Annotated in this window: 17 protein-coding genes, 1 tRNA gene and 4 pseudogenes; 10 read left to right on the top strand and 12 right to left on the bottom strand. The window is 69.2% G+C overall.

Annotation, left to right across the window (positions count from 1 at the left end):
* Positions 1 to 99: 99 nt before the first annotated feature.
* From AB0B01_RS11760 to AB0B01_RS11745, 4 genes and pseudogenes are all read right to left on the bottom strand, one after another.
* Positions 100 to 496: pseudogene (locus AB0B01_RS11760) on the bottom strand (DsbA family protein); the annotation flags it as partial.
* Between the two features lie 43 nt (positions 497 to 539).
* Positions 540 to 1,223: a hypothetical protein gene (locus tag AB0B01_RS11755; RefSeq protein ID WP_361716061.1), complete on the bottom strand. Its 684-nt coding sequence runs from the start codon at positions 1,221 to 1,223 to the stop codon at positions 540 to 542.
* Positions 1,224 to 1,343: 120 nt separating this feature from the next.
* Positions 1,344 to 1,754, bottom strand: a pseudogene (locus AB0B01_RS11750) (MarR family transcriptional regulator); the annotation flags it as partial.
* A 144-nt stretch (positions 1,755 to 1,898) separates the two neighbouring features.
* Positions 1,899 to 2,096, bottom strand: a pseudogene (locus AB0B01_RS11745) (helix-turn-helix domain-containing protein); the annotation flags it as partial.
* A gap of 242 nt (positions 2,097 to 2,338) precedes the next feature.
* Here AB0B01_RS11745 and AB0B01_RS11740 point away from each other — a divergent pair.
* The 7 genes from AB0B01_RS11740 (at position 2,339) to AB0B01_RS11710 (ending at position 7,474) form a co-directional block, all read left to right on the top strand.
* Positions 2,339 to 3,010 (top strand): DUF4097 family beta strand repeat-containing protein, encoded by a 672-nt coding sequence (locus AB0B01_RS11740; RefSeq protein WP_361716058.1) that lies wholly within the window; start codon positions 2,339 to 2,341, stop codon positions 3,008 to 3,010.
* A 28-nt stretch (positions 3,011 to 3,038) separates the two neighbouring features.
* Positions 3,039 to 4,001, top strand: a complete 963-nt coding sequence (locus AB0B01_RS11735; RefSeq protein WP_361716055.1) for an ATP-binding cassette domain-containing protein — start codon at positions 3,039 to 3,041, stop codon at positions 3,999 to 4,001.
* The gene (locus AB0B01_RS11730) at positions 3,998 to 4,789 is read left to right on the top strand and encodes an ABC transporter permease (protein ID WP_361716052.1); all 792 of its coding nucleotides are present in this window, start codon (positions 3,998 to 4,000) and stop codon (positions 4,787 to 4,789) included. Before AB0B01_RS11735 ends, AB0B01_RS11730 begins: the two co-directional genes overlap by 4 nt.
* A 594-nt stretch (positions 4,790 to 5,383) precedes the next feature.
* Positions 5,384 to 5,677 (top strand): hypothetical protein, encoded by a 294-nt coding sequence (locus AB0B01_RS11725; RefSeq protein ID WP_361716049.1) that lies wholly within the window; start codon positions 5,384 to 5,386, stop codon positions 5,675 to 5,677.
* 13 nt (positions 5,678 to 5,690) lie between these two features.
* Positions 5,691 to 6,383, top strand: a complete 693-nt coding sequence (locus tag AB0B01_RS11720) for a helix-turn-helix domain-containing protein (protein WP_361716046.1) — start codon at positions 5,691 to 5,693, stop codon at positions 6,381 to 6,383.
* A 333-nt stretch (positions 6,384 to 6,716) separates the two neighbouring features.
* Positions 6,717 to 7,055 (top strand): hypothetical protein, encoded by a 339-nt coding sequence (locus AB0B01_RS11715; protein WP_361716043.1) that lies wholly within the window; start codon positions 6,717 to 6,719, stop codon positions 7,053 to 7,055.
* Positions 7,056 to 7,336: 281 nt separating this feature from the next.
* The gene (locus tag AB0B01_RS11710; RefSeq protein WP_361716040.1) at positions 7,337 to 7,474 is read left to right on the top strand and encodes a hypothetical protein; all 138 of its coding nucleotides are present in this window, start codon (positions 7,337 to 7,339) and stop codon (positions 7,472 to 7,474) included.
* A 206-nt stretch (positions 7,475 to 7,680) separates the two neighbouring features.
* Here AB0B01_RS11710 and AB0B01_RS11705 read toward each other — a convergent pair whose 3' ends face one another.
* The 3 genes from AB0B01_RS11705 to AB0B01_RS11695 all read right to left on the bottom strand — a co-directional run bounded on the left by AB0B01_RS11705 (position 7,681) and on the right by AB0B01_RS11695 (position 10,148).
* Complete coding sequence (locus AB0B01_RS11705; protein ID WP_361716037.1) at positions 7,681 to 8,391, bottom strand: hypothetical protein; 711 nt, start codon at positions 8,389 to 8,391, stop codon at positions 7,681 to 7,683.
* Between the two features lie 456 nt (positions 8,392 to 8,847).
* A tRNA-Met gene (locus AB0B01_RS11700) sits at positions 8,848 to 8,921 on the bottom strand.
* 264 nt (positions 8,922 to 9,185) lie between these two features.
* Positions 9,186 to 10,148, bottom strand: a complete 963-nt coding sequence (locus AB0B01_RS11695; protein WP_361716034.1) for a helix-turn-helix domain-containing protein — start codon at positions 10,146 to 10,148, stop codon at positions 9,186 to 9,188.
* Positions 10,149 to 10,295: 147 nt separating this feature from the next.
* Here AB0B01_RS11695 and AB0B01_RS11690 point away from each other — a divergent pair, with 147 nt between their 5' ends.
* On the top strand, positions 10,296 to 11,192 hold the full coding sequence (locus AB0B01_RS11690) for an NAD-dependent epimerase/dehydratase family protein (protein ID WP_361716031.1): 897 nt from the start codon (positions 10,296 to 10,298) through the stop codon (positions 11,190 to 11,192).
* Between the two features lie 154 nt (positions 11,193 to 11,346).
* Here the strand turns inward: AB0B01_RS11690 and AB0B01_RS11685 are convergent.
* The 3 genes and pseudogenes from AB0B01_RS11685 to AB0B01_RS11675 form a co-directional block, all read right to left on the bottom strand.
* Positions 11,347 to 12,191 (bottom strand): annotated as a pseudogene (locus AB0B01_RS11685) (IS5 family transposase).
* 90 nt (positions 12,192 to 12,281) lie between these two features.
* A complete protein-coding gene (locus tag AB0B01_RS11680; protein WP_361716028.1) occupies positions 12,282 to 12,665 on the bottom strand; it encodes a VOC family protein in 384 nt (127 codons plus the stop codon).
* A 202-nt stretch (positions 12,666 to 12,867) separates the two neighbouring features.
* Positions 12,868 to 13,692, bottom strand: a complete 825-nt coding sequence (locus AB0B01_RS11675; RefSeq protein WP_361716025.1) for a TetR/AcrR family transcriptional regulator — start codon at positions 13,690 to 13,692, stop codon at positions 12,868 to 12,870.
* Positions 13,693 to 13,781: 89 nt separating this feature from the next.
* On the opposite strand from AB0B01_RS11675, the gene AB0B01_RS11670 reads away from it, so the two are divergent.
* Positions 13,782 to 14,171, top strand: a complete 390-nt coding sequence (locus AB0B01_RS11670; RefSeq protein ID WP_361716022.1) for a VOC family protein — start codon at positions 13,782 to 13,784, stop codon at positions 14,169 to 14,171.
* A 593-nt stretch (positions 14,172 to 14,764) separates the two neighbouring features.
* Here the strand turns inward: AB0B01_RS11670 and AB0B01_RS11665 are convergent.
* Positions 14,765 to 15,382 carry a CGNR zinc finger domain-containing protein gene (locus AB0B01_RS11665; RefSeq protein ID WP_361716019.1) on the bottom strand — a complete coding sequence of 206 codons (618 nt, stop codon included), beginning with the start codon at positions 15,380 to 15,382 and terminating at the stop codon, positions 14,765 to 14,767.
* A 103-nt stretch (positions 15,383 to 15,485) separates the two neighbouring features.
* Here AB0B01_RS11665 and AB0B01_RS11660 point away from each other — a divergent pair, with 103 nt between their 5' ends.
* A complete protein-coding gene (locus AB0B01_RS11660) occupies positions 15,486 to 16,334 on the top strand; it encodes an SDR family NAD(P)-dependent oxidoreductase (RefSeq protein ID WP_361716016.1) in 849 nt (282 codons plus the stop codon).
* A gap of 214 nt (positions 16,335 to 16,548) precedes the next feature.
* On the opposite strand, the gene AB0B01_RS11655 is transcribed toward AB0B01_RS11660, so the two are convergent.
* Complete coding sequence (locus AB0B01_RS11655) at positions 16,549 to 17,076, bottom strand: helix-turn-helix domain-containing protein (protein ID WP_361716013.1); 528 nt, start codon at positions 17,074 to 17,076, stop codon at positions 16,549 to 16,551.
* Between the last annotated feature and the right edge of the window lie 26 nt (positions 17,077 to 17,102).

The raw sequence follows: 17,102 nt of genomic DNA, 5'->3' as shown, positions 1-17,102 counted from the left end.
GCCGGTGGGCGGCTTGCCGTGCGGAGTGAAGGGGCTGGGCAGGCGCGGGTCGAGGGTGAGGGAGGACACCGCGCCCGCGCCCCCGACGGCAGAGCCGGCTCAGTGCGGGGCCGGGCAGCCGTCCAGACCGCACACGTGCCCGCCGCCCGCACCGCTCCACCACCACCTGGAGCGGCGACCGGCTCCCCCACGCCTCCGCCGGCGCCCGGGAGAAGGCGTCCACCGGCTGGGCCCCGGAGACCCCGTACGTGCGGTCGAACACGAAGAAGGGCACCCCCTGCGCCCCCAGCTGCGCCGCCTCCCGCTCATCGGCCCGCACGTCCTCCGCGCAGGCCTTGGGATCGGCGAGCACCGCCCGGGCCGCACCGGCGTCGAGCCCGGCCTCGACGGTCAGCTCGACCAGCCGCTCGTCATCGTTGAAGAGGGAGCGCTCCTCGGCGAAGTTCGCCCGGTACAAGAGCCCGACCAACTCGTGCTGGCGCCCCTGCGCCTTGGCCCTGACCGCCGTCACCTTCGCCGCCTGATCCCCCGAGGCCGTATCAGCGGGCCGCAGCTGCGTAGTGGTCGAGGTACTCCTGCAGATGAGGGGCGAGCGTGCCGTCCTGGTTGCTCTCGTTGAGGTGCATCCACAGCTCGTTCTCCGCGACGAACCGGTAGGCGAACTCCTCGAAGGTGGTGGCGCACCGCACCAGCGAGGCCGCGGCCGCCGCACGGAGCGCGTCCAGGTGCTCCTCCCCGACCTCCGCGTAGGCGCTTTCCAGCTCCAGATGGGAGCAGACGACGAACGTCTCTCCCGAGGGCCGCAGGTACAGGTACCAGATGACACAGTCCTGCTGGTCCCTCAGGAACCGTATGAGGCGGGCGCCGTCCTCGGCGGGGCTCGGCAGCGGGTCGGACACATCGCTCCAACAGGCCGTCACCGACACCTCGTCGAGCCCACGGCACAGGCGCTCGCTGCCGTAGAAGGTCCGGAAGTCCTCGGGCAGGTGCAGGCCGATGGCCGCCAGCTCCGCCTGTATCGCCGCCAGGCGGTCCCGGTGCCCGGACGGCTGCTCGTCCGGTGCGTCCGGACCGCCGAGCCATCCGAAACCGCCGTCGAGGCGGGCGGAGTCCACGACCGGCAGGCTCTCCAGGGGATACACCTCGTAGGTGAACTCGCAGGGCCGGTACGAGCCCAGATCAGAGGCGCACCATCCGGAAGTGAACTGGACGGGTGTGGACATGGGACATCCCCTTGCTCGGTACCGGGTTCACCATCCCGGCGGTTCAGCGGTACGCCCCAGCGTCGCACCCGCCACTGACAACCAGCCTCCCGCGCAGCCTGCCGCCGGTGCGGCCGCCCCTCAGCGTTCCGAACCCGGCGTGGCAGCGCCCTCGGAGACCGTTTCGGGTTTCGTGTGGAGGACTTCGCGGGCCTGGTTCGCGGCGCGGGTGATGCTCTCGGTGACGAAGTCGAGGAAGCGGGCGATGTTCTCCATGCGGGCGCCGGCCGGGGTGTGGGCACCGAGGACGGCGACGCCCTGCCGTGCGGTTTCGGCGACCTGGGTGGTGCCGCGGGCGCTGGCCATCATGGACTGGTACCAGACGTCGTCGTCGACGATGTAGCGCTCGCGGCGGCGTTCGTCGCGTTCCCGGCGGACGAGGCCCTGGCCCTCCAGGAACGTGATCGCTTTGGAGATCGACGCCGGGCTGACCTGGAGGCGCTGGACGAGTTCGGACGCGGTGAGGCTGCCCGAGTCGCTGGTGCACAGGCAGGCCAGGACCCGGGACATCATCTTGGGCGCGCCCGTCTGCATGAGGATGGTGGTGAACGTCTCCTCGTACTGGCGCACGGCCTCCGCGTCCCGCCCGTGGGCCTGCTCGGGCGCCTGCGGCCCTCGGGGCGCGGCCTGCCTGCGCCGGTGGGCGCGTTGTTCGGTGGCCCGGTGGGCCAGGTCGGCCCGGTAGGCGGTGGGGCCGCCGTTGCGCATCACCTCGCGCGTGATCGTCGAGGTCGGACGGTCGAGGCCTCTGGCGATCTCTGCGTACGCGAGGCCGTCGGCCAGTCCCACCGCGATCTGCCGGCGTTCCTCCTGGGTGAGCCTGCCTCCCGGCATCGCGGTCTCCTTCGTGGTCTGAGGTGCCTCCAGTATAGCGTTCACTCCCAGTTCATTGCAACGCTACCGCAGGCGTTGTTGCATTGAACACCAAACCATTGCAACGATTTAATGCCTATGACCTGCATAAATAACATCTATACGCAACGATGGCGTTGCTGTATCTATGAATGCAACGTAGCTTTCCATCATCAGAAAGCAGCGGGCCGGCAGGGCGCACGCTGCACACGAAGGAGAGCACCGTGCAGAAGTTCGACACCCCCGCCGCCGTCTCGACCGTCCTCGACATCCCCGCCGGCCGCATCAGCTTCATCGCCGCCGACCGAGCCGACACCACCGTCGAGATCCTCCCCGCGGACCCCTCCAAGAGCCGCGACGTGAAGGCGGCGGAGCAGATCGAGGTCGCATACCGCGACGGCGTCCTGCGGATCGAGGCCCCGGCGGCGAAGAACCGGATCCTCGGCCCTTCCGGATCCGTCGAGGTGACGGTCCAGCTGCCCGCCGGCTCCCGCATCGAGGCGAAGGCGGCCAGCGCCGAGCTCCGCGGCGTCGGACGGCTCGGCGACGTCGCCTTCGAAGGTGCGCTGGGCACCGTCAAGCTCGACGAATCCGCGAGCGCCCGCCTCACCCTCGCCTCCGGCGACATCTCGATCGGCCGCCTGAGCGGCTCCGCGGAGATCAGCACCCAGAAGGGCGACCTCCACATCACCGAGGCCGTGCACGGCACCGTCACGCTGCGCACCGAGTACGGCGGGATCTCGGTCGGCGCCGCCCGCGGAGTCTCCGCCTCTCTGGACGCCGGCACCTCCTACGGCCGGATCCACAACGCGCTCAAGAACACCGACGGCGCCGCCGCCGGCCTGAGCATCCACGCGACCACCGCCTACGGCGACATCACCGCCCGCAGCCTGTAGTCCGCAGCCCGTCGAAGGAGCACCCCTCATGACCAACCTGGCCATCGCGGCGAACGGGCTGCGCAAGTCCTACGGCGACAAGACGGTCCTCGACGGCGTCGACCTGGCCGTCCCGGAAGGAACCGTCTTCTCCCTGCTCGGCCCGAACGGCGCCGGCAAGACCACCGCCGTCAAGATCCTCTCCACCCTCGTCTCCCCCGACCCGGGCACCGGCGCCATCCACATCGGCGGCCACGACCTGGCCGCCGCCCCCCAGGCGGTGCGCGCCGCGATCGGCGTCACCGGCCAGTTCTCCGCCGTCGACGGCCTGATCACCGGCGAGGAGAACATGCTCCTCATGGCGGACCTGCACCACCTCTCCAAGCGCGAAGGCCGGCAGACCACCGCCGAACTACTGGAGCGCTTCGACCTCACCGAGGCCGCGAAGAAGCCCGCCTCCACCTACTCCGGCGGCATGAAGCGCCGCCTCGACATCGCCATGACCCTGGTCGGCAACCCACGGATCATCTTCCTCGACGAGCCGACCACCGGCCTCGACCCGCGCAGCCGCCACAACATGTGGCAGATCATCCGCGAGCTCGTCGCCGACGGCGTCACCGTCTTCCTCACCACCCAGTACCTGGAAGAGGCCGACGAACTCGCCGACCACATCGCCGTGCTCAACAACGGCAAGATCGCCGCCCAGGGCACCGCCGAGCAGCTGAAGCGGCTCGTCCCCGGCGGACACGTCCGGCTCCGCTTCACCGACCCGTCCGCGTACCAGCGCGCCGCCTCCGCCCTCCACGAGGCCTCCCGGGACGACGCATCCCTCGCCCTCCAGATCCCCAGCGACGGCACCCAGCGCGCCCTGCGCACCCTCCTCGACCGCCTGCACTCCATCGCCATAGAAGCCGACGAGCTCACCGTGCACACCCCCGACCTCGACGACGTCTTCTTCGCCCTGACCGGCGGCGCCGCCATCCCCCACCAGCCCAAGGAGAACGCCCGATGAGCTCCCTCTCCCTCGCCGTACGCGACTCCACCACGATGCTGCGCCGCAACCTCCTGCACGCCCGGCGCTATCCGTCCCTCACCCTCAACCTGCTGCTCACCCCGATCATGCTGCTGCTGCTCTTCGTCTACATCTTCGGCGACACCATGAGCGCAGGCATCGGCGGCGGCACTCCGGACCGCTCCGAGTACATCGCCTACATCGTCCCGGGCCTCCTGCTGATGACCATCGGCAGCACCACGATCGGCACCGCGGTCTCCGTCTCCAACGACATGACCGAGGGCATCATCGCCCGCTTCCGCACGATGGCGATCCACCGCGGCTCCGTGATCATCGGGCACGTCATCGGCAGCGTCCTGCAGTCCGTCATCAGCGTGGTCCTCGTCGGCGCCGTCGCCGTGGCCATCGGCTTCCGCTCCACCGATGCCACCGTCCTGGAATGGCTCGCGGCCTTCGGACTGCTCGTGCTCTTCGCCACGGCGCTCACCTGGATCGCGGTCGGCATGGGCCTGATCAGCCCCAACGCCGAGGCCGCCAGCAACAACGCAGTGCCCCTGATCCTGCTGCCGCTCCTGTCCAGCGCCTTCGTCCCCCTCCACTCGATGCCGGGCTGGTTCCAGCCCATCGCCGAATACCAGCCCTTCACCCCTGCCATCGAAACCCTGCGCGGACTCCTCCTCGGCACCGAAATCGGCAACAACGGATGGCTCGCCCTCATCTGGTGCCTGGGCCTCGCGATCCTCGGCTACTTCTGGTCGACCTCGAAGTTCAACGACGACCCCAAGTAACCCCGTGACACCCCCGAGGGCGGCGCACCCCGACACCCCGTCGGCGTACGCCGCCCCGTTCGCGTACAAGGGAAGCCACCCGGCCACGGCCGACTCCGCGGCACAACGGGTGCCCAAACACACAAAAGCCGATGACCGCCAAAGGGCGTCATCGGCTTTCGCGGCAGTCCACGCGCCAACGTGACCTGCAATGTCCCTGTGCGAGCCATGGTTGGAGCCAGTAGCAGTCAGGGCGCATAGGTCGGGTCCGGCCTCCCCGGTTCCCCCCACCTTTCGAGGTCAATCTTCGGCCCTCCGTACGGGCAGCTTGAGGCCCCCTACGTGGACGGATGCGGAGCCAATCCCCGGGTCCGGCTCTTCGCCGCAGGTCAGGCCGGGTCGGGCTGTCCCAGCGGCCCGGTTCGGCATGGACAGATGTCGGGCCAACTTTCCGGGCTGCTCCAAAGGTGCTCCGGGACTGGAATGGTTGTCGGTTGAGTGGACGTGTATCGCTGCTCGGGTGACGCCAATCGCCCTGCGATCCGCGGCCAGTTGGAGCCAGTGGCAGCCGGGCGGCGGCCGAAAGGTCGCCGCCCGGGTACAAAGGGAGCCTCAATGAGCCGTACCGGCGGGGCATCAGCCCCCACCACCCCCTCGCCCTCCACCGCGAGCGTCCGCTTCGGCATGGCGCACGCCTTCGTGATCACCGCCTTCCTCGCGGCGGCGGTCATCCTCAGCCTCACCGCGCACATGGCCGTGCAGGACATCCTCATCCTCCTCGGCGGCGCGGGCTCGGTCAGCGTCGCCGTCCTGATCTCCGCGAACATCAAGACCGGCGGAAAGGGAAGCGGCGGCGGCCTCCTGCGGCGCCTGCTCAACGCCGCCCTCACCAACGGGTCCGGGAACTGAGGGGGGCCGCGCCATGGGACGCCCCGAAGCACCCGTCGACTACACCGTCCAGGAACTCGGCGACCTCGCGGCGTTCCTGCGCGGCGCGCGCACAAAGGCCGGCGCCATCCCCTACGCCCGGCTCGCCACGCGCACCGCATGGTCGGCCTCCGCACTCAAACGCGCCACCTCGGGCAAGACCCTTCCCCCCTGGGACCTCGTCCACCACTTCTTGGCCGTCTGCGGCGGGGACCCGATCCTCGTACGGCACGCGCGCGAACTCCACGAGCGTGCGGCGCAGGCACTGAGGCTGAGGGCGCGCCAAGCCAAGAGGTCCACCATCGCGCCGCGGCCCGAGCTCCTCCGCGACAAGGCGGACCTGAGCGGGGCCCTACGCGACGCATACGCGTACGCCGGCAGGCCCACGGTCCGCGCCATGGCCCAGCACGCCGGCCCGTACATCCTTCCCCACAGCACGGCTCACGCCATCATCACCGCACGCGCCCTACCGACCGGCATCGACCAGTACATCGCCTTCCTCGACGCCTGCCACGTCTCCGTCCACCTGCTGCCGCTCTGGTTCGCCGCCTGGCACAAGGCCATGAACGAACCGCCGCCCGCCCCCCTGAAGCACAGTCCGCTCCAGTGGTGGCTCTGGCATCCGGCCCTGCGCGCGTACGGCGAATGGGCGCAGCGGATGCGCGAGGAGGCGCACCTCGCAGCATGACCGGGCAGCCGGAGAACATGCGACACCAGGCGGGATACTTGTCTGATGGACATGTCGAGGGCTTCCTGGGTCAACACGACGCACGATTGGTCCAGCGTCGTTGATGCGGATCATCTGGCACAGATCCGACAGAGCCCCGCGGAGTTCGCTCCGGATGGACCTTGGCACCTCGTCCTTGAGGTACTCGCCTATGCCGCCGACGAAGCGTCAAGCAAGGGCGGGGGATGCTGCGTCGTCGTTCTCCATTCCGACGGTTCCCTGTCCGTCCGGGATGACGGACGGGGCACTGACACCCGTGTGGACGAGCACGGCCGGAGGGTGAAGAAGCCGGTCATGGCTACGAAGGACCTCCGGTTCTTCGATTTTCCGCAGGTCGAGTCTCTGCCTGACGGCCATCCTCGGCGCGGCATGTCCGTGGTTGCGGCGCTCAGCGAGTGGCTCGCCCATACCAACCGCCGCCTCAACGGGGCCTGGACTCAGCGCTACGAATACGGTGTCCCCGTCACTGGTCTTGAGCCCCTTGAGGTCGACGGCACGACCGGGACGCTGGTCCATTTCAGGCCGGACGGGTCGTTGGGTTCGGTGACCGTGCCGGCGGCCGGCGACCTTTCGCGCCTGGCCACGGCCTGGCCGCATCTGGAGGTTCAGGTAGATGACCGGCGCAATCACTGACGGATCCGGCGGCGGTGACCGGTCTCTCATCACAGTGATCAGCTCGCTGTGACGACCGTCGCGGCCTGTGGTCGGCGGGGCCGGAGGACCAGTCGGTGCTCATGCCGAAGGCGACGGCGTCGAGGTCGGTAAAGGCCGCGATGTCGCCCGGCAGCCGGCGTTGCCGTGCCAAGCCCAGGGCTCGGCGACCGGCTGTGCGCGGTCGGCCGCACAGTCCCGCTACGCCCGGACGCAGCCCGACAGGTCGGCGAGCACCTGACCGCAGCCGACGCCCGGACCAGGTGGCGGAGATCAGCGCCGACACCGCCATCGACCGCGGCGTCTTCCGCCACCCACTGCGCTTCATACGTCTGCGGCTGGACACGGCGGTGGAGGACGTACCCCGCTTCGGGGCGGGTCCGACCGCGGCCGCCGGCTGAGAGCGGGTGGGGCCAGCCGTCGAGCGGTGCGGCTGGCTCATGGCCAGCTCGGTCGGGGTCACGGGGGCGCGTGTACGTCCCCGTGGTCGTCTCGCACCGGAAGGCGATGCCGGCTCTTAAAGGGCAGAGGGGTTTCCCCGCCGGGATACGACGGAAAAACCCCTCTGAATTCTGCCTTGGGTCGGACAGCGGGAAATCGCCGCCTATCAGACGCCGCTACCGCCGATTGCGGTCTTGCCGTTGCCCCAGACCTTCACCTGGGCCCACGGGTGCAGAGTGGCGTAGCAGCCGTACTTGAAGATGCACAGGTCCACTTCGCGCTTCATCATCGACGAACCGGAGGATGCCGGGGTCGCCGACTTGGTGTCGACGAGCCGCTTGGGCGTGACCTTGACCTGGGCGACCAGGTCTTCGTCGGTGAAGTCGTCGTACCGCTCGCCCCAGGCGCGCACCTTGCCGCCGCCGTAGTTGAACTTGGCGTACGTGTGGTACTTGAAGATGATCGCGCCCGAGTAGCTGCGGTGCGTGTGCGTGATGTGGGTCATCTTCCACGAGCCGCCCGTGATGCCCGTGAGGGACGAGGTGGTCGCGGCGGCGGTGTCTCCCTCCGCGGCGGTCGTGACCACCTCGGCGGGATTGCTGGGTACGGCGTCGGCGGGCGGCATGACGTCGGCGAGCTGCTTGGCCGTCAGCGCCGAACCGTCGGTGGCGGAAACCGCCTGGCCGCCGGCGGTGAGGACGGCGGAGGCGCTGGTGACCTCCGCCGGGCGGGTGACGTCCTCGACCACGGCGGCGAGCGACGGGATCGAGCGGATCAGAGCGACGTCTGCCTGGGTCCACGTGCCGTCACCGTGCCGCTTCAGTGCGGCGCTGATCTGCGCGTCGGTCGGCGTGGCAGCGTGAGCGGCCGGGCCCACCGTGACGGCCAGAGCGGCCGCTGCGACTACAGCGCCGATACGAGCCTTTGAAAGGAACTGCCCTCGTGCAAACAACAGAACTCCCCATATGTCTGTACAGTCGGCAAGAGGGCCTCTATTCGGTGGCAGTGGTCGGCTGCCGGAAAGGGCTGAAGATTGCCCGCTTCCCCCGCGGCCGCTCTTGCTGGGCTAGACGCTACGCGCAAGATCCACGGGCCGGGAAGGGAAGATCGCTCCTTCTGAGGAACAATTGAGGTACCGCAGCAGTCGCTGGACATCCACACCCGACTCGCGCCGCGCGGCTGCCGCCCTCCTCGACGTCCTGACCCACAGTGGCGTGGCGAGCCGCTGTGCCATCGGCGTTTTGAGTAAGCGAAGAGTGCCGCGATGCCCGCCCGCGCTGCGCTACGGCAGAAGGGCCCGGATCCTGGGGGATCTGGGCCCTTCGACGTTCAGTAGCGGGGACAGGATTTGAACCTGCGACCTCTGGGTTATGAGCCCAGCGAGCTACCGAGCTGCTCCACCCCGCGTCGGTGAACCCCACCCTACGCCATCGCCACGCCGCCCCCGACCAGCTTCGACATGCTGGTCGATCTTCTCCGGGGTCGCGTGGGCAGCCTTCGGGACGCGGGTGTTCGCTGACGAAGTCCTGGCTTGCCGGCCACCACCGCGGCCGCCGCCGAAGAAGAGGGGCGGGCGGTGCCGCAGGTCCTTCCGATCGGGGTGGCGGTGACCTCCCTGCCGGTCGCGGGCGTCGATGAACTGGCCCCTCCCTCAGGGTGGGTCATCCTCGCTCACCGACCGGTCTTCATGCTGGGGCGCTGAGTGAAGGCGCTTCGGTAGGCGGCCGGGGTCATGCCGATCTGGCGGCTCAGGTGCTGGCGGAGTGACTCGCCCGAGCCCAGACCGCTGCGGTGGGCCACATCGTCGACGGTGAGATCGGTGGTCTCCAGCAGCTCGCGGGCCCGCAGCAGCCGCTGCTGGAGCAGCCATTGGAACGGGGTCACACCAGTCTCGGTGGTGAAACGGCGGGTCAGGGTCCGCACGCCGACCCTGGCCTGACCGGCCAGCTCGTGCAGGGAGATCGGCTGGTCCAAATGCTGCAGCGCCCAGACGCGGGCGGCATCCAAGGGGGAGTCGGTCCTGGCTGGTAGCGGGGTCTGCACGAACTGCGCCTGCCCGCCGTGGCGCACCGGGGTGACGACGGCGGCGCGGGCTGCCGCGTTGGCCACGGCCGCGCCGTAGTCGGAGCTGATCAGGTGCAGGCACAGGTCGATCCCGGCGGCCGAGCCCGCGCCGGTGACGATCGCTCCGTCCTCGGCGAACAGCCGGTCGGCGTCCACGCGTACCGAAGGAAAGGTGCGCTGGAGTTCCTCGGCCAGGGCCCAGTGGGTGGTGGCAGCACGGCCGTCCAGGAGCCCGGCCTGGGCGAGGACGAAGGCGCCGCTGCAGATCGAGGCAACGCGCTTGCCTGCGGCGGCCGCCCCCCGCAGGGCGTCCAGTGCGGCCGGCTCGGCGTCGTGCCGGCTGGCCGTCGAGGGAACGATCACCGTGTCCGCCGCCGCGACCGCCTCAAGGCCGTGGCGGATCACCACCTCGATGCCACCGGAAGCGGCGACCGTGCCGGGCATGGCGGTGCACACCGTCACCTCGTAGCCGGGGCGCCCGTCGACTTCGGCGGCGCCGAGCAGCGTCGACGGCATGGACAGGTCGAAGGGCTTGACCGCAGGGACGGCCAGGACGGCAACACGATGCATGGCTGGATCCTTGGACCTCGTGGCTATCAGGCCACTGACCCTACCCCCCGTTCACACAGCAGAGTTGGGCAGGCAATCGGGGCCCGAATGGACCACGTTTCCCTCTTCAGGGAAGCGTTCCACTCTTGAGGAGAAGGAGACAGCGTCATGGCTGGATCAGTCGTCATCGGGGCAGGCGCGACCGGGATCGCGACCGCAAGGCAACTGGCCGACAGCGGCAAGCAGGTCCGCCTCATCACCCGCAGCGGCAGTGGTCCTGAACACCCCGGCATCACCCGGATCGCCCTGGACGCGGGCCGCACTGACGAACTGGCCCAGGCGCTGGCCGGAGCGACCACGGTCATCAACGCCGCCATGACCGCTTACCACACCTGGCCAGAGACCATGCCGCCGTTGTTCGCCTCGATCCTCGCCGCGACCGAGCGGGCCGGGGCCGACTATGTGATGCTCGGCAACCACTACGGCTACCAGCAGACGACCGGGCTGGTCACCGAACGCACCCCGATGGCCCCGCACACCCGGAAGGGCCGGGTGAGGGCCGAGCTGTGGCGGCAGGCCAAGGATGCCCACGACCAAGGACGGCTGCGGGTCACCGAAGTGCGAGCCGGCCAGTACCTGGGCCCGGGCGCAGTCTCAGCGTTCACGCTGCTGGTCGCGCCTCGGGTCCACGCGGGTGAACTGGCGCTCGTCCATGGCAATCCCGATGCGGCGCATTCGTTTTCGTACACCGAGGACGTCGCAGCGGCGCTGGTGGCTGTCAGTGGCGACGAGCGGGCCTGGGGACGGGCCTGGCACGCCCCGGTCATCACCACGACCCTGCGCCAGGCCGCGACCGAGCTCGCCGAAGTCCACGGAGCGCCCCAACCCCGGTTGGAGCCGCTCACCGAACGGGATATGACGCTGCTGTCCTTCAGCGACCCGCTGTGGCGGGAGTTCGCCGAGATGAGCTACATGTCCGAGCGTCCGTTCCTCGTGGACGACAGCGATATCCGCGACGCCTTCGCACTCAAGCCCTCAACGCTCCGCGAAGCGCTGGCGACCTGATGCACGGTGGGCGTGCCGGGTCTCCGGCCCGCTCACGCCCCCACGCCTGGACATGAGGTGCTCGACGATCGCCGCGCGGTCCACTGCGCGGGCCCGCACCAGGCCGAGGGTCCGAGCACTGCCCCTGCAGCGCGGCTAAGCCGTTTCTTTTGGATCACCTTGCTGACCAGATGAAGATGGCGGCGAGGTGGAGTCCGGCGAGGTAGATGGTGGCGGTCTTGTCGTAGCGAGTGGCCAGGCCGCGCCACTGCTTGAGCTTGTTGATGCAGCGTTCGACGGTGTTCCGCTGCTTGTAGGCCTCGCGGTCGAATGCCGGGGGCCTGCCTCCGCGGCTGCCGAGGCGTTTGCGGTTGGCGGCCTGATCGGCGGGCTGCGGGATCACTGCTCGGACTCCGCGTCGACGGAGGTGGGAACGGATCGCGCGGGACGAGTACGCCTTGTCGGCGAGGACCGCGTCCGGCTTCGTCCTCGGCCTCCCGACCGGCCGGGGCACCCGTAAGCGGGCCATGACCTGTGGGAACGCGGGTGCGTCACCTGCCTGGCCCGGCGTGAGCACGAAGGCCAGCGGCCGGCAGCGGCTGTCGGCGGCGAGATGGATCTTTGTGGTCAGTCCGCCGCGGGAGCGTCCGAGGGCATGGTCGGCCGGCTCGCCGGGCGGGGCCCCTTTTGACGGGCGCCGGCGGCGTGCTGGTGGGCGCGGACGACGGTGGAGTCGACGGCGACGACCCAGTCGAGGTCGCCTTCGGCGTCGGCTTGGGCGAGCAGGGCGGTGAAGACCTTCGCCCAGGTCCCGTCCGCGGCCCACATGCGCAACCGGTTGTGGGCACCCTTCCACGAGCCGAAGTGCTCGGGCAGGTCCATCCACGGGGTCCCGGTGCGGTACTTGAACGCGATCGCGTCGATCACCTGCCGGTGATCACGCCACCGCCCACCCCGCCGAGGGGTACGGTCCGGCAGCAACGGCTCGATTCGTGCCCACTGGGCATCAGTCAACGACACACATCAACAAACGATCAGATGATCCGAAGGAAACGGCCTAGTGGCTGTGCCCAGCGGGCATACCAAACCGGCCAGGATGGCGCCTGGGCGTCAGGAACCCATCGCAGCTCGGTCGGATTCGCTGCGAAGAACGCAGAACTCGTTGCCCTCGGGGTCAGCAAGGACTGCCCAGCCAGAGCCATCGGGATTCCGGTGATCGGTGACCAAGGTGGCACCGAGGTCGAGCAGCCGTTCCACCTCCTGCTCACGCGATGTCTCAGGGCGCAAACACAGATGGATCCGATTCTTGATCTTCTTGGACTCGGGCACCTGGTTGAAGTACAGCACTGGGCCCTCCGCCGGCAGCACCTGAGTCTCCCGATCACCCGGTTTGTCCTCCGGATGCAGTGGACGGCCAGTCACTCTGCTCCAGAACCGGGCCGGCTCGTAGGCATCCGCACAGTCAATCGCCACGTTCTGCACTACCGAAACCATGCACGCGAGCCTTCCTCACTTCCACTCCAGACGCCACCGAGTTGCGCTCAGCCTTGGCGCACACGGCTCAGGCGCATGGCGGCACTTTCGATACACCCTCCAGCTGGACTGATGAGGCTCTTTCCACCCTCCTGTGCTCGGAGAAGAGCCAGACCTCCGCACCGAGTTCCCCAGCCGGGGCATCGGCGGCAGGTGCTGCGACTCAGGGGGCCGGCTCAGGGGCAGTGGCGTCGTGCCGGTGCGAGGAAGTCGACGTCTTCGCGTCTCCGCTTCGGTCGATCAGGGCGGCGAAGGCGTCGAGGACGCGTTGCAAGCCGAAGGAGTAGGCGTGGGCGGGGTCGTGGGCACTGTTGTGTGCGGCGCCTGCGGCTGCGCCGACGCGGACGGCGGTGGGGTAGGCGTTCTCGTCGAGGACCCGGGCGAGGAGCGGGGCGTTCAGCTCCCACCATTGTTGGTCGTTCAGGGCGCTGTCGTGCTGTGCGGCGCGGGCGTCGGCGACGGCACGGGCGCATGCCTGCACGAAGGTGAGCAGGTGGGTCAGGCAGTCATCCATCTCGACGTCGCTGAGGCCGAGGCCGTCGAGCCCGGACAGTTCGTGCTCGTACTTCGACATCTGCCCCGGCCCCAGCGGAGGCCTGATGGTGGAGACGGCCGCGGCCCATGGGTGGCGTTCGAAGAGGGCTTTGTTCTCCTCGGCGATGGCGGTGACGCGTTGGCGCCAGGGCTGTCCGGTGGTGTCGGTGCGGGGCATGCGGGCGTAGGCGGCGTCGAGCATGAGGTCGAGGAGCTCGGCCTTGCCGGGGACGTAGGTGTACAGCGTCATCGGCACGACGCCGAGTTCCTTGGCCACCCGGCGCATGGTCACCGCGTCCAGGCCTTCAGCGTCGGCGACGGCGGTGGCGGCCTCGACCACCGCGTCGATGCTCAGCCCCCGTCGCGGTCCTCGGCGACGGTCGGAGGAGGAGTCGCGCCACAGCAGTTGCAGGGTGTGGGCCGGGTCGCCCGAGCTGGTTCGTTCCGTTGGCACGAGGTCATCCTCTCGCATCCGAACTCTGTACGGTGTACATTGTACTGCGTACAGAGAATAGGCTCATGCGATCTCTCGGAGGAGTTTTCATGAAGATCACCTCTAGTGCCGTGTCGCTCAACGTCGACGATGTCCCCGCATCCAGCGCCTTCCTCATCGAGCACTTCGGGTTCCGCGAAGAAATGGCGGCGGACGGTTTCGCGTCCCTGACGCGCGACGACGTCGGCATGAACGTCATCTTTTTGCGGCGGGGGCTGGAAAGCCTCCCGGCAGACCAGCGCGGCGAGCACGCCGCAGGTCTGATCCTCGCTTTCGTCGTCGAGGACCTCGAAGGCGAGCTGGCGCGCCTTCGCTCCGAAGGCGTCGCGATCACCATGCCGCTGACCGACGAGGAGTGGGGCGAGCGCGCCTTCCAGGTCCGAGACCCCAACGGCGTCATCGTCCAACTGGTCGACTGGAACGCACCCACCAGCCGCTGAGACAACCGACGGCACCGCCTTCCGTGCCCGAGAAGCGGTCGCCTCGTACTCGCGGAGCAACCGCACCGCTGCCGACCTCACGCGGCTGGGCTCACGGCGAAGGTCAGCGCTCCCGGAGCTCGTGAGCTGGACGGCGAACCGGTCGTCTGGGACGCCGCAGCGGGCCGGCTGTCGTTCGAGGCGTTGCAGCGCCGGGCCGCTGCCCGAGCCCGTGGCGCCGCCGGCCCGGCCTGACGGCGCCGTGGACGCTCGCCCCGATGACGACGGACCTGGCCAAGGCGGGGGAGTGGAGTCCTGGACCGACGTATCCGGTGTGGAGGGGATCTTGGAGCCGGAGTCTGCGACGGACCGGTTGACCAGTCATCACGAGCTCCGGTGCAACCGCTCCAGCCACCGCCTGCCCTCGCCTTGGTAGGCCCTGTCCTCCCGAGAAACTCCGGCGAAGTGACAAGTAGCTCAGAGTGTCAGAGTGGCCGGTCTCGTGCTCGGCGACGGCCGGACGCCCGGTAGACGCCGGCCAGGTCAGGATCCCGGCCTTTGCGCTTGCCGGTGGGCCGGTCGGGATGTTCATCATCCTCGTGGGAAGGGCGGTCTCACGCCTCGCCCTCGGACGGCGCACCATTGCCACGGCGCTGCCGCTGGCGGTGTTTGCGCATGGACACCTGGGAGCCGCAGCCTGTACTGCAGTACAGCCCTGCCCCATTGCGGGTGCGGTCGAAGAAGCCGAAATGGCAGGGGGGGTTCCGGCACGCCTTGATGCGCCCCCAGTCGCTGCTCTGCGCAAACGTCGTCACCGCAGCCAGTACGGTTCCGAACACGCGCGGCACCCCCGCCTGCGGCGAGGCCAGCTCTACGCCGCCGGCCGTGACCACCGTCGCCAGCGGGTAGAGCGACCCCACACGTCGCAGGTGCCGCTCGGCGCGCAGCAGCGGCTCACCCAGGCTCTCCTCATCGCCCGAGTGTGCGAGCAGCACCGTCACCAGGGCATCACGCAGCTCGCGCGCGACCGCGGCGTCAGCGTCGGTCACCACGGTTTCGCCGCCGAACTCGTCGCGCTCCGCCAGCCACGCCGCGAACGAGTCCCCGTCCCCGAACAACTCTCTGCGACCCGATCCGTCCGCGCGCGTGTTCACGAACGCGAGAACGGTCTCCACCGTCGGCGTGACGGTGCGAGGGCTGGGTTTGGGGGATCCGGCTGCCGCAGTGATCATCCTCCCACAGTACATCAGCGTGAGCGGTGCTAATCCATCTAGAGAGTAACTCCCCAGCCGATCTAGGTTGACCCGTTGCGAGCTAACAGCTTACGGTCGCAACATGAACGGAACATCCAACCCCCAGACCCACCTCCGCACATGGCTGATCACCGGCGCGACGTCCGGCATCGGCCGCGAACTGACGCTCCAGGCACTGCAGAGCGGCGACACCGTCTCGGCCCTCGCCCGCGACACCTCCTCCCTGGACGAACTGGCGCAAGCGCACGGTGAGCGCCTGCTTCTCATCCAGGCGGACGTACGTGACGAGCAAGCCGCCCGGGACGCGGTGAAAGGCACGCTCGCCCGCTTCGGCCGTATCGACGTGGTGGCCAACAACGCGGGATACGGACTGTTCGGAGCCGTTGAGGAGGCCTCCGACACGCAGGTCCGTGCCGTGTTCGACACCAATGTCTTCGGAGTGCTCAACGTGCTCCGCGCAACGCTGCCGGTGCTCCGCGCCCAGCGGTCCGGGCACATCCTCCAGGGCTCGTCGGTCTACGGGCAGTCCGCCCATCCCGGCGTGGGTCTGCTGGCCGCCACCAAGTACGCGGTCGAGGGGCTGTCTGACGCGCTCGCGGCCGAGGTCGCACCGCTCGGCATCAAGGTCACGATCATTCAGCCCGGGCTGACCGCGACCCCTTTCCTTGCCAACCTCGATGTCGCAGCCGGCCTGGGCGACTACGACCAGACCGTCCGCGAGGTTCAGAAGGGCATCGGAGAGCTGCCGGCGTCCGCGTTCTCCGCCGCGGCGCGGATCGTCGCAGGCATCCGGACCGCGGTCGACAGCCCCAACCCGCCGCTGCGCCTGGCCCTTGGCGCCTCCAGCGCGACGAGCATGCGCCCCGCTTTGGAGGCACGGATCGCAGACCTGGACAGCTGGCAGCGTGTGACCAACGCCGTCGACAAGTAGTAAGCCACGAATCCCGCCGGGAACACGGTCATGGCGATCCGCCCGTCCAGTCCAGCAGCAGGCCGCCGAAGGCCTCGTAGCCTTCGGCGGCCAACTGACCTGTAGCGGCACACGACTGACAGCAGCTACCCCCGTGATAGACGTCCCGGATCTTTCACAGGTCCGATCGAGGCGTTCCCTTCCCTCCTGATCGCTGCTGGGATCGCTGCTGGGTTCAGGAGTCTTCGATCGGTCCGGCCCGATCCCATCCAGGCGCCCGCACGTCGATCGTGATTCCTCCCGGCCTGACCTCCTCGCCGCAGGTCCGGCACGTCGACGTCAGATCGAGGTCGTGCTCGGTGTCGTGGTCGGAGCCGGGCCCGCCGCGATGGCGGAAGGCGACCGGCGGAGTGTCCACCGCCCAGCGATCACCCCAGGCCAGCAGCGCGCGCATCACCGGTGCGAGATCGCGGCCGGCCTCCGTGAGGTGGTATTCGAAGCGCAATGGGCGCTCGCTGTAGGCGCGGCGCTCGACCACGCCCGCCTCTTCCAGTGCGCGCAGTCTGGCGGCGAGGCGGTCGCGGGGGGCGCCGGTGTTGCGGACGATCTGGTCGAAGCGCTGGTTGCCGTAGAAGATCTCGCGGATCGCCAGGAGGGCCCAGCGTTCGCCGACGAGTTGCAGCGCGGCGGCCACGGAGCACGGCCGTCCGGGCACGTCGGGGTGCGGAACCGAGTTCTTGCCCTGCGTCGCGTTCGAGGTCACGTCTCCCATCCTCTCCCGAGTGCGTT

Source organism: Streptomyces sp. NPDC044571, assembly GCF_040647115.1.
GTDB lineage: Bacteria > Actinomycetota > Actinomycetes > Streptomycetales > Streptomycetaceae > Streptomyces.
Note: the sequence above shows the minus strand (reverse complement) of the source record. Positions and strands in the feature narration are given on the sequence as shown.

Coding starts and splice junctions, on each gene's coding strand:
- AB0B01_RS11755 (WP_361716061.1), bottom strand. CDS start 1,223: ATGTCCACACCCGTCCAGTTCACTTCCGGATGGTGCGCCTCTGATCTG.
- AB0B01_RS11735 (WP_361716055.1), top strand. CDS start 3,039: ATGACCAACCTGGCCATCGCGGCGAACGGGCTGCGCAAGTCCTACGGC.
- AB0B01_RS11730 (WP_361716052.1), top strand. CDS start 3,998: ATGAGCTCCCTCTCCCTCGCCGTACGCGACTCCACCACGATGCTGCGC.
- AB0B01_RS11725 (WP_361716049.1), top strand. CDS start 5,384: ATGAGCCGTACCGGCGGGGCATCAGCCCCCACCACCCCCTCGCCCTCC.
- AB0B01_RS11720 (WP_361716046.1), top strand. CDS start 5,691: ATGGGACGCCCCGAAGCACCCGTCGACTACACCGTCCAGGAACTCGGC.
- AB0B01_RS11715 (WP_361716043.1), top strand. CDS start 6,717: ATGGCTACGAAGGACCTCCGGTTCTTCGATTTTCCGCAGGTCGAGTCT.
- AB0B01_RS11695 (WP_361716034.1), bottom strand. CDS start 10,148: ATGCATCGTGTTGCCGTCCTGGCCGTCCCTGCGGTCAAGCCCTTCGAC.
- AB0B01_RS11690 (WP_361716031.1), top strand. CDS start 10,296: ATGGCTGGATCAGTCGTCATCGGGGCAGGCGCGACCGGGATCGCGACC.
- AB0B01_RS11680 (WP_361716028.1), bottom strand. CDS start 12,665: ATGGTTTCGGTAGTGCAGAACGTGGCGATTGACTGTGCGGATGCCTAC.
- AB0B01_RS11670 (WP_361716022.1), top strand. CDS start 13,782: ATGAAGATCACCTCTAGTGCCGTGTCGCTCAACGTCGACGATGTCCCC.
- AB0B01_RS11665 (WP_361716019.1), bottom strand. CDS start 15,382: ATGATCACTGCGGCAGCCGGATCCCCCAAACCCAGCCCTCGCACCGTC.
- AB0B01_RS11660 (WP_361716016.1), top strand. CDS start 15,486: ATGAACGGAACATCCAACCCCCAGACCCACCTCCGCACATGGCTGATC.